The organism is Microbacterium sp. Y547 (assembly GCF_057669785.1).
Window position 1 is genome coordinate 132,352 of record NZ_JBYHFN010000004.1, and the last position, 10,406, is coordinate 142,757.

Annotated in this window: 8 protein-coding genes; 6 read left to right on the forward strand and 2 right to left on the reverse strand. The window is 69.7% G+C overall.

Annotated features, from left to right (window positions below; translation table 11 throughout):
• Positions 1-14: 14 nt before the first annotated feature.
• On the reverse strand, positions 15-1,196 hold the full coding sequence (locus AC25Y0_RS07830; RefSeq protein WP_488123704.1) for a lactonase family protein: 1,182 nt from the start codon (positions 1,194-1,196) through the stop codon (positions 15-17).
• A gap of 37 nt (positions 1,197-1,233) precedes the next feature.
• Positions 1,234-2,520 carry an adenylosuccinate synthase gene (locus AC25Y0_RS07835; RefSeq protein ID WP_488123703.1) on the reverse strand — a complete coding sequence of 429 codons (1,287 nt, stop codon included), beginning with the start codon at positions 2,518-2,520 and terminating at the stop codon, positions 1,234-1,236.
• 103 nt (positions 2,521-2,623) lie between these two features.
• Here AC25Y0_RS07835 and AC25Y0_RS07840 point away from each other — a divergent pair, with 103 nt between their 5' ends.
• The 6 genes from AC25Y0_RS07840 (at position 2,624) to AC25Y0_RS07865 (ending at position 10,399) form a co-directional block, all read left to right on the forward strand.
• Positions 2,624-3,286 (forward strand): peptidylprolyl isomerase, encoded by a 663-nt coding sequence (locus AC25Y0_RS07840; protein ID WP_488123702.1) that lies wholly within the window; start codon positions 2,624-2,626, stop codon positions 3,284-3,286.
• A gap of 69 nt (positions 3,287-3,355) precedes the next feature.
• Positions 3,356-4,798: an argininosuccinate synthase gene (argG, locus tag AC25Y0_RS07845; RefSeq protein WP_488123701.1), complete on the forward strand. Its 1,443-nt coding sequence runs from the start codon at positions 3,356-3,358 to the stop codon at positions 4,796-4,798.
• 97 nt (positions 4,799-4,895) lie between these two features.
• Positions 4,896-5,630 carry a hypothetical protein gene (locus AC25Y0_RS07850; RefSeq protein WP_488123700.1) on the forward strand — a complete coding sequence of 245 codons (735 nt, stop codon included), beginning with the start codon at positions 4,896-4,898 and terminating at the stop codon, positions 5,628-5,630.
• Between the two features lie 8 nt (positions 5,631-5,638).
• Complete coding sequence (locus AC25Y0_RS07855) at positions 5,639-7,450, forward strand: YhgE/Pip family protein (RefSeq protein ID WP_488134475.1); 1,812 nt, start codon at positions 5,639-5,641, stop codon at positions 7,448-7,450.
• Between the two features lie 18 nt (positions 7,451-7,468).
• Positions 7,469-7,594, forward strand: coding sequence for a hypothetical protein (locus tag AC25Y0_RS07860; RefSeq protein WP_488123698.1), 126 nt, complete (start codon positions 7,469-7,471; stop codon positions 7,592-7,594).
• 201 nt (positions 7,595-7,795) lie between these two features.
• Positions 7,796-10,399, forward strand: coding sequence for a penicillin acylase family protein (locus AC25Y0_RS07865; RefSeq protein ID WP_488134476.1), 2,604 nt, complete (start codon positions 7,796-7,798; stop codon positions 10,397-10,399).
• The last annotated feature ends 7 nt before the right edge of the window (positions 10,400-10,406 follow it).

A 10,406-nucleotide genomic window follows, 5' to 3' on the forward strand; every position in this document is an offset into this window, starting at 1 on the left:
CTCGTCGACCGGGTTCAGCCGGCGATCGGGACGAGGCAGGTCGGGCTGGGCACCGCTGCGCGGTGGCGCACACGGCCCGGCACGCCCGTGCGGGCGTCGAGGGCGAGCGACGCGACGTCGTTTGAACGCTCGCCCGCGACGAGCAGTGTGTCGCGCACGACCAGGTGGTGCCGGGGCCAGGTGACGCCGGCCTCGACGAGGGCCACCGGATCCAGCGACTCACCCGCGCCACGCACGCGCAGCGTCGCGACCGTGTCGCTGCCCCGCACCCCCGCATAGACGAAGTCGCCGTCGCGCGACATCGCGAGCTCGGCGCCCGTGTCGGTCTCGAGCGTCGGGCCGACCGCAGTCGCGGCGACGACGCGCCAGCGGCCTCGCCCCTGAGCGGCCTCCGGGTGCCACGCGAGCACGTACACCTCGTTCGACAGCTCCGTATTGACGTACAGGTGTCCGCTCGGATGCCACACGGCATGCCGCGGCCCCGTGCCCCGGGGCAGGGCGACGGCCTGTGCCGGCACGAGACGATCGCCGTCCTGCCGCCAGAACCTCACGAGGTCGAGGCCGAGGTCCGTCGAGGCGAAGACACCGCCCGCCAGCGCGACGGCGTGATGCGCACGCGAGGGGCGGGATGCGGGCGCCTCAGCGGCGGCGTCCGGGTCGGGTTCGTCGTAGTCGGGCACCAGGTGCGCGTACTCGGCGCCGGCGGCGTCGCGCAGCGCTCGGGCGGCGGCAGCGAGATCGATGTCGGCGGAGTGCGACGGCTCGGCCACGCCTTCGCCCGGCGGGGCCGCCCCCGGCAGAATCTCCGGAGCACCCGGGCGCCCCGTCGCATCGAGCGGGATGCGCACGACGCGACCGTCGCCCCAGCAGCTCGCCAGGGCGAAGCGCGCATCGGGCGACACGGCGATGTGGCACACCGCGTCGCCGGCGGTCACGGGTTCGCCGAGCGGACGGAACGTCGCCTCGCCCGTGCGCTGGAACGCCTGCACGAGGCCCGTTGTCTCGAGCGCGGCGTAGACGACCTCGAGGGTCGGGTGCGCGGTGAGCCACGACGGCGAGACGGCGTCGGCGACCTCACCCGCATGGCGCAGGGTGCCACCGGCCAGGTGATCGTCGGCGGCGCCGGCGATCAGCATCCCGATACCGGTGGCGGAGCCGTCCTTGTCGCGTGAGTAGCCGCCGACGAGGAACCTCACGGGCGCCCCTTCGGTGAGCTCGAGGGCCGCAGGCGCATCAGTCGAGCAGGTCTCGGCGCACGATGACAGCGTCGCGCGACGGCCCCACACCGATGACCGAGATGCGCGTTCCGCTCATCTCCTCGAGCGCGAGCACGTACTCCTGCGCCGCGAGCGGCAGGTCTTCGAAGGTGCGAGCACCCGAGATGTCCTGCGACCAGCCGGGGAAGTACTCCAGGATCGGCGTCGCGTGATGCACATCGGACTGATTGACGGGCATCTCGTCGAACCGCACCCCGTCGACGTCGTAGGCGACGCACACGGGGATTTGCTCGAGGCCCGTCAGGATGTCGAGCTTGGTCAGCACGAGATCGGTGATGCCGTTGATGCGGGTCGCGTAGCGGGTGATGGGCGCGTCGTACCAGCCGACGCGACGCGGGCGACCCGTCGTCGTGCCGAACTCGAAGCCGCGCGAACGCAGCCAGTCGCCCTGCTCGTCGAACAGTTCGGTCGGGAACGGGCCCGAGCCGACGCGCGTCGTATAGGCCTTGACGATCCCGACGATGCGGTCGAGACGATTCGGGCCGACGCCCGATCCCGTCGCGGCTCCTCCCGCCGTCGCGGACGACGACGTGACGAAGGGGTAGGTGCCGTGGTCGACGTCGAGCATCGTGGCCTGACCGCCCTCGAAGACGACGACCTCGCCGCGGTCGAGTGCGTCGTTGAGCAGCAGCGACGTGTCGGCGACCATGGGGCCCACACGATCGGCGTACGACAGCAGGTCGTCGACGACCTCATCGACGGTGATGGCGCGGCGGTTGAACACCTTGACGAGCAGATGGTTCTTCTGGTCGAGCGCGCCTTCGACCTTCTGGCGCAGAATCTTCTCGTCGAACAGGTCCTGCACGCGGATGCCGACGCGGTTGATCTTGTCGGCGTACGTCGGCCCGATACCGCGGCCGGTCGTTCCGATCTGGCGCTTGCCCAGGAACCGCTCCGTGACCTTGTCGAGCGTGCGGTGGTACTGCGTGATGATGTGCGCATTGGCGCTCACCTTGAGGCGCGACGTGTCGACGCCGCGCGCGCGCAGCGCCCCTAGCTCGGCGAAGAGCACCTCGAGGTCGACCACGACGCCGTTGCCGATGACGGCGTTGACCCCGGGCGACAGAATGCCCGACGGCAGCAGGTGCAGGGCGTACTTCTCATCACCGATCACGACGGTGTGACCGGCGTTGTTTCCGCCGTTGAACTTGACGACCCAGTCGGTGCGTTCCCCGAGCAGGTCGGTGGCCTTACCCTTGCCCTCGTCTCCCCACTGGACCCCGACGATCACGATGCCTGGCATGGGCTACTCCCCCGTTATCGGACGGTGATATCCCATCCTATCGAGGGCGACCCCCACCGACCTCTCGTGTGATCGCATCCGCACCGCGCTTTAGGGTGGAACGGTGCGCAAACGCCTGGCTGCCCTGTCCCTGACCGCCCTCACGCTGTTCGCCCTCGCGGGCTGCTCCTCGGACTCCCCCGGAGCCGCCCCCGCCGAAAGCTCGGATGCGGGCGCGTCGGGCTGCGAGTACGTCGAGAGCTCGGGCGCGGTGCGCGATGTGCAGTTCCCCGATGCCGCACCCGAGGCATCCGAAACCGTCGAGGCGACTCTGCAGACCTCGGCGGGCGACATCCCGCTCACGCTCGACGCGGAGCGCACGCCCTGCACGGTCGGCAGCTTCATCTCGCTCGCCGAACAGGGCTACTACGACGACTCGACGTGCCACCGGCTGACGACCGCCGGCATCTTCGTCCTGCAGTGCGGCGACCCGTCGGGCACCGGGCGCGGGGGCCCGGGCTACAGCTACGCCGACGAACTCGACGGTGGCGAGACCTACCCCGCCGGCACGATCGCGATGGCCAACGCCGGACCCGACACGAACGGCTCGCAGTTCTTCCTCGTCTATGAGGACACGGCGCTGCCGCCGTCGTACACGGTCTTCGGCGAGCTGTCGGCCGAGGGACTCGACGTCGTGCGCGCCGTCGCCGCGGCAGGCACGACCGATGGGGCATCCGATGGGGCCCCTGCGACAACCGTCACGATCACGGGCGTCACGCTGGGCTGACCAGCACCCGGCCCGACCGAGCCGGATCGCGGTGAGTCTGTGCCGCGCGGGCTCAGTAGGATTGAGCCCATGTCGAAGGTCCTTCAGTCCCTGCCCGTCGGCGAGCGCGTCGGCATCGCCTTCTCCGGAGGGCTCGACACGTCGGTCGCCGTCGCCTGGATGCGTGACAAGGGCGCTGTCCCCTGCACCTACACGGGCGACCTCGGCCAGCCCGACGAAGACGACATCGAGGCGATCCCCGGCCGTGCCCTCGAGTACGGCGCCGAGATCGCGCGGATCGTCGACTGCAAGACCGCCCTGGTCGAAGAGGGCTTCGTCGCCCTCGCATGCGGCGCCTTCCACATCCGCTCGGGCGGCAAGACCTACTTCAACACGACGCCGCTCGGCCGCGCCGTGACCGGCACACTGCTCGTGCGCGCCATGAAAGAGGACGGCGTCGACATCTGGGGCGACGGCTCGACCTACAAGGGCAACGACATCGAGCGGTTCTACCGCTACGGGCTTCTCGCCAACCCCGCGCTGCGCATCTACAAGCCGTGGCTCGACGCCGACTTCGTGACCGAGCTCGGCGGCCGGCAGGAGATGAGCGAGTGGCTCGTCGAGCACGGCTTCCCGTACCGCGACTCGGCCGAGAAGGCCTACTCCACCGACGCGAACATCTGGGGCGCGACGCACGAGGCGAAGACCCTCGAGCACCTCGACGTGTCGCTCGAGACCGTCGAGCCCATCATGGGCGTGCGCTACTGGGACCCCGCCGTCGCGATCGAGACGGAAGACGTCTCGGTCACGTTCGAGCAGGGCCGCCCCGTCGCGCTCAACGGCGTGACGTTCTCCGACCCCGTCGAGCTCGTCTTCGAGGCGAACCGCATCGGTGGCCGCCACGGCCTCGGCATGAGCGACCAGATCGAGAACCGCGTCATCGAGGCGAAGTCGCGCGGCATCTACGAAGCCCCGGGCATGGCGTTGCTGTTCATCGCATACGAGCGCCTCGTCAACAGCATCCTGAACGAAGACACCCTCGCGACGTACCACGAGCAGGGCCGCCGTCTCGGCCGCCTGATGTACGAGGGCCGCTGGCTCGAGCCGCAGTCGCTCATGCTGCGCGAGTCGATCCAGAAGTGGGTCGGCTCGACCATCACCGGCACCGTCACGCTGCGTCTGCGCCGCGGCGACGACTGGACGATCCTGGACACGACCGCCCCGGCGATGTCGTACGGGCCCGAGAAGCTCTCGATGGAGCGCGTCGGCGACGCCGCATTCGGTCCGACCGACCGCATCGGCCAGCTCACGATGCGCAACCTCGACATCGCCGACTCGCGCGCGCGGCTCGAGCAGTACGCCGGCATGGGCCTCCTCGGCGGCGCGACCGGCGAGCTCGTGGGTCGCGTCACCGCCGGCGAGGCCGACGAGATCACCGAGCACGCCCAGCCTTTCGATGCGGAGCGCGAGGCTCTCGCGGACGCGGTGGACGAGGCATCCGAGGGCTCCGCCTTCGACTTCGGCACCGACTGACCTTTCCTCGAAGGTCCGTTGCAGACTCGAGGGCAACTTCGTAGCCTGGTGCCGTGATCATCACCCGCGCGGAGCCGGACATTCACCAGGACGCCTGATGCGCGTCGAGCTGCGCCGCGTGTCCAAGGGCCGAAAGGCCCGGGCGCTCCCCGAGACCTCGGTGACCTACGAGACCGGCCGGGCGGAGTTGGCGGCCGCGGAGACGGAGCAGCGCCCGACGGTGCTCGGCCTGCTCGCCTCGGGGCGCATGCGCCCGGACTCCGGCACGGTCACCATCGACGGGCGGGAGGATGCCGAGGCCCTGCGCAAGAGCGTCGCCCTGGTGGACGCTCCCAACGTGTCGGACCCCGACTCCAACGTGCTGCTGCTCGGCGTGGTCGAAGAGGAGCTGATGTTCGCGGGCCGGCGGTCCAATCCTGTGGCCGCCTTGCACTGGCTGGACGGACTCGGCCTGCGATCGCTCGCCACGACCCCGATCGCCAACGTGGAGCCCCCCGCGCGACTGCGCGTGCTGTGCGAGCTCGCGGTGCTGCGCGCGGGGGTGAAGGGATTCGTCCTGGTCGCTCCCGACCGCCACGGCGGGGAGCCCCTGGCCTGGTGGCGGCTCGCGCAGGAGTTCGCCGACCGCGGCCTGGCCGTGCTGGTGATCGCCGGGCGCGCGTCGCAGTGGACGATCCTGCACGAGCGGCACCTTCAGGAGATCGCGGAGGCCGAGGCAGCCCTCGACACCGCCCTCGGCGCCGACGAGGAACGCGAGGCCGCCTGGGCGCAGAGCGGCGAGCCCACCGTGCCCGTGATCCAGGGATCGACGCCGCAACGACCACCGCGTTAGGGGCGATCATGAAGATCCCGCAGATGATCCTCGCGGAGCTCCGCCGGTTGGTCTCCACCCCGATGTCGCTGCTCGCACTGCTGGCGCTGCTGATCGTGCCGATCCTCTACGGCGGGCTGTACCTCTGGGCGAATCAGGACCCGTACGGCCGGCTGGCGGAGATCCCCGTCGCGCTCGTCGTGGAAGACACCGGGGCGGAGATCAGCGGAACCGCGCGCAACATCGGCGACGAAGTGGCGGACGAGCTGATCAAGGACGCCACGTTCGATTTCCAGCGGGTGGATGCCGCGACCGCCAACACCGGGCTGGACGAGGGGACGTACGACTTCGCCATCGAGATCCCCGCCGACTTCTCCTCCGCCATCGCGTCGATCAACTCCTCCGATCCGCACCAGGCGGATCTGATCCTGCGCACCAACGACGCGAACAACTACCTCGCCACCACGATCGGGAACCAGGCGATCCAGCGGATCCAGTCCACGGTGGCCGAAGAGGTCATCAGCGAAGCCGGACTCACCGTCCTCGACGACCTGAACACGATCCGCGTGCAGCTGGTCCAAGCGGCCAGCGGCGCGCAGCAGCTGGTGGACGGTCTCGGCACGGCGCAGTCCGGGTCGAGCCAGCTCGTCTCCGGCGCGGCCGAACTCGCCGACGGCGGGGTGACGCTCCGCGACGGTGCCGCACGCCTTGCGGCGGGTGCGAGCCAGGTCGCGGCCGGCACGGAGGAGATCGACGCGATTGCGCGGCGCATCGGCGCGGCCGCCTCGACCGCGGTGGCCGACCTTCCGAAGCTGCGTGCCGACATCGCCCAGCGGCTCGCAGCGGCCGGCCTCGACCAGGCGACGATCGACGAGGTGCTCAAGCGCCTCGAACCCGTCGGCCAGGGGATCGTCGAGGTCGACCAGCGCGTCCAGACGGCCGTGGGCCAGATCGACCGGCTCTCCTCCGGGGCGCAGGAGGTCGCTGCGGGCAGCGCGGAGCTCGCCACCGGCACCGGCACGGCTGCCGACGGAGCCGCACGCCTGCGCGACGGCGCGTCGGCTCTGGACAGCGGGCTCGTCGAGCTGGCCGACGGCGCGTCCCAACTGGAGTCCGGGCTCTCGGACGGTGTCGCGCAGCTGCCGGACAGCGATGAGGCGACCAGGCAGAAGCAGGCGACCACCCTCAGCAATCCCGTCGCGACCGATACCACGACCCTCGCCGAAGCCCAGAACTACGGTGCGGGACTCGCGCCCTTCTTCGCCGCATTGGCGGCATGGATCGGCGTCTACGCGCTCTTCCTCATCGTCAAGCCGGTCTCCCGCCGTGCGGTCACCGCTCTGCACTCGCCTTTCCGCGTGTCCCTCGCGGGCTGGGCGACGCCGGCGCTGCTCGGCGCGATCCAGATGGTAGGGCTGTTCGGCGTCCTCTCGCTCGCACTCGGCTTCCGGTTCGCGAACCCGGCCGCCACCCTCGGCATCCTGGTGGTGGCGTCGATGACCTATACGGTGATCATCCTGGCGCTGAACATCTGGCTCGGCGAGGTCGGGCAGTTCCTCGCGCTCGTCCTGATGGTGCTGCAGCTGGTCACCGCGGGCGGCACCTTCCCCTGGCAGACGCTGCCCACGCCCCTGGCCGAAGTGCATCACCTGCTGCCCATGAGCTACGTGGTGGATGCGCTCCGACAGCTCATGTACGGCGGCGATCTCGCTCGCGTCGGCACCGATCTGCTGGTGCTGGGCGGATGGTTCGCGGTCGCGATCATCGCGACCGTGATCGGGGTCACCAGGCAGACCCACCACCGGACGCTGCGCGATCTGGAGCCCAGCATCATCAGCTAGGGACATCGCAGCGGCAGCGTGCACGCCGGCGAAGCGGGCGAGATCACCGAGCACGTCGAGGCGCAGGACGCCGCGAGCGAGGAGCTCGCCGACGCGACCGAGGCCGCCTCCGAGGGCGCCGCGTTCGACTTCGGCACCGACTGACACTCAGCGGCGTCGACAACTCCGGATGAATCACAGGCATCCGGTGCGCTGAGCACCACTTTGCACAATTCCTCCGGATTATTCGACGCCTCGCGTCGGCGGGGTTACGATTCTCGACGGTGACACCGACCCGAAAGGTGACACTGAGGCTCGTCGTGGATGACACGGCGCACCTGCTGCCCGAGCCGTGGAGAGCCTTCGATGACGAATACCGTCACTGATCCCGTCATTTCCGACGCCGTGCCCGAGCCCGAGAAGAAGCGCCGCTCCGTCGGTCGCATCATCGGCAAGAGCGTCTTCGGCGTCATCGCCGGTGTGACCGTCATCGCCCTCATCGCAGCCGGAGTGCTCGTCTGGACGATCCAGCGCTCCTTCCCGCAACGCGACGGCGTCATCGAGGTCGCCGGAGTCGGCGCCGATGTCACGGTGCAGCGCGATGAACTCGGCATCCCCGTCATCACCGCCTCGAGCACCGACGACCTGCTCTTCGCGCAGGGCTACGTGCACGCCCAGGACCGCTTCTGGGAGATGGACTTCCGTCGTCACGTGACGAGCGGACGCGTCGCCGAGCTGTTCGGCGAATCGCAGCTGGGCACCGACAAGTTCCTGCGCACCCTGGGCTGGCGCGAGATCGCCGAGCAAGAGGTCGAGGCGCTCGACGAGACGACGCGCAGCTATTACGACGCGTACGCCGAGGGCGTCAACGCCTATCTCGCCGAGAACGACGGCGCAGACGCATCGTTCGAGTACGCCGTGCTCGGGCTGCAGAACCCCGATTACGAGATCGAGCCCTGGACGCCGGCCGACTCGGTCGCATGGCTGAAGGCCATGGCCTGGGACCTGCGCTCGAACCTCGAGGACGAGACGACGCGGGCCCTCCTGGCGACCGAGCTCGACGAAACCCAGCTGGCCGAGCTCTACCCCGGCTACCCCTTCGATCGGAACCCCGTCATCGTGCCGACGATCTCCGAAGCTCCCGCCCCGAGCACGGGCGCCTCGGACGAGGTCGAGGTCGCCACCGCCTCGATCGAGTGGACCGAGGTCGACGGCGTCGTCGAAGCCGTCGCGGCCCTCGTCGGCGACACGGGCGAAGGCATCGGCTCGAACTCGTGGGTCGTCTCGGGAGAGCTGACCGAAAGCGGGATGCCGCTCCTGGCCAACGACCCGCACCTCGGTGCGGCGCTCCCCAGCGTGTGGCACCAGATCGCGCTGCGCTGCGACACCATCACCACCGACTGCCCGTTCGACGTCGCCGGTTTCGGCTTCTCGGGCGTGCCCGGCGTCATCATCGGGCACAACGACCGCATCGCGTGGGGCTTCACGAACCTGACGACCGACGTCGCCGACCTCTACATCGAGAAGATCGAGGGCGACCAGTACTGGCGCGACGGCGAGCTCGTCCCCCTCGAAGAGCGCACCGAGACCGTCAAGGTCGCCGGTGGCGACGACGTCGAGCTCGTCATCCGCTCGACCGGGCACGGGCCGATCGTGTCGGGCCTGACCGATGACTTCACCGGCATCGCCGACGACCCCCGTGTCGGGGACGGCGCGGCTCCGACGGATGCACCGGATGGCGAGTACGCCGTCTCGCTGCAGTGGACGGCGCTGAACCCCGGATCGACGGCGACGGCGATCTTCGAGCTCAATCTCGCGCAGAACTTCGAGGAGTTCCGCCACGCCGCGTCGCTCTTCGATGTGCCCGCGCAGAATCTCGTCTATGCCGACGTCGAGGGGAACATCGGCTACCAGACGCCCGGCAAGCTGCCCCTCCGCGGCGCGGGCGACGGCTGGCTGCCGCAGCCCGGGTGGGACTCGGCATACGACTGGCAGGGCTACATCCCCTTCGAGGACCTGCCCGTTGTGTACAACCCGTCCACCGGCTACATCGTGACGGCCAACAACGCCGTCGTCGGCGCGGACTACGAGTACTTCCTCACACGTGACTGGGACTACGGCTGGCGCGCCGCCCGCATCCAGCACCTCATCGAGCGCAAGTCGGCCGAGGGCGAGCTGACACTCGAGGACATGCGCAGCATCCAGGCCGACAACGAGTTCTTCATGGGCAAGCGCCTCGCCGCGGCATTCCACGATCTGTCGACGGGCCGCGAAGGACCCGACGCCGCCATCGACCTGCTGCGTTCGTGGGATGCCCAGAACAACGCCGACTCCGCAGCCGCCGCCTACGCGAACGTGCTGTGGGACGAGCTCGTGCAGAACCTGTTCGTGCGCGGGCGGGACGAGGCGCTCCCCGTCGGCAGCCAGGGTCGGCTGTTCCTGCTCGTCGACGAGATCCTGCAGGATCCGCAGTCCACGTGGTGGCAGAACGACGCCCTCGGCGTCTCGACGAGCAACGAGATGCTCACGCGCACGGCCGAGGACGCCTACGAGCGCCTCGTCGAGCTGCAGACCGACAACCCGGCACGCTGGAACTGGGGCGCGCTGCACGCGCTCCCCCTGCGCAGCGACACGTTCGGCTCGTCGGGCATCGCACCGATCGAGATGCTGTTCAACCGCGGACCGTATCCCGTGGGCGGCGGTGCATCGGTGGTCAACGCGACCGGCTGGAGCCTCGGCTCCGGCTTCGCCACCGCGACGGTCCCCTCGATGCGCATGGTCATCGATCTCGATGACTTCGACGCCTCGCAGTGGAACCATCTCACCGGCGCGAGCGGGCACACCTTCCACCCGAACTACGTCGATCAGACCGAGACCTGGCAGCAGGCCGCCCTCACCCCGTGGGCGTTCAGCGCCGACGCCGTCGACGCCGTGACGGCCCACACCCTGACACTGACGCCGGCATCGTGACGGATGC

What these genes read in the sequence shown, in the direction of transcription:
- AC25Y0_RS07835 (WP_488123703.1), bottom strand. Translation starts at nt 2,520, where the DNA reads ATGCCAGGCATCGTGATCGTCGGGGTCCAGTGGGGAGACGAGGGCAAG.
- argG (WP_488123701.1), top strand. Translation starts at nt 3,356, where the DNA reads ATGTCGAAGGTCCTTCAGTCCCTGCCCGTCGGCGAGCGCGTCGGCATC.
- AC25Y0_RS07850 (WP_488123700.1), top strand. Translation starts at nt 4,896, where the DNA reads ATGCGCGTCGAGCTGCGCCGCGTGTCCAAGGGCCGAAAGGCCCGGGCG.
- AC25Y0_RS07855 (WP_488134475.1), top strand. Translation starts at nt 5,639, where the DNA reads ATGAAGATCCCGCAGATGATCCTCGCGGAGCTCCGCCGGTTGGTCTCC.
- AC25Y0_RS07865 (WP_488134476.1), top strand. Translation starts at nt 7,796, where the DNA reads ATGACGAATACCGTCACTGATCCCGTCATTTCCGACGCCGTGCCCGAG.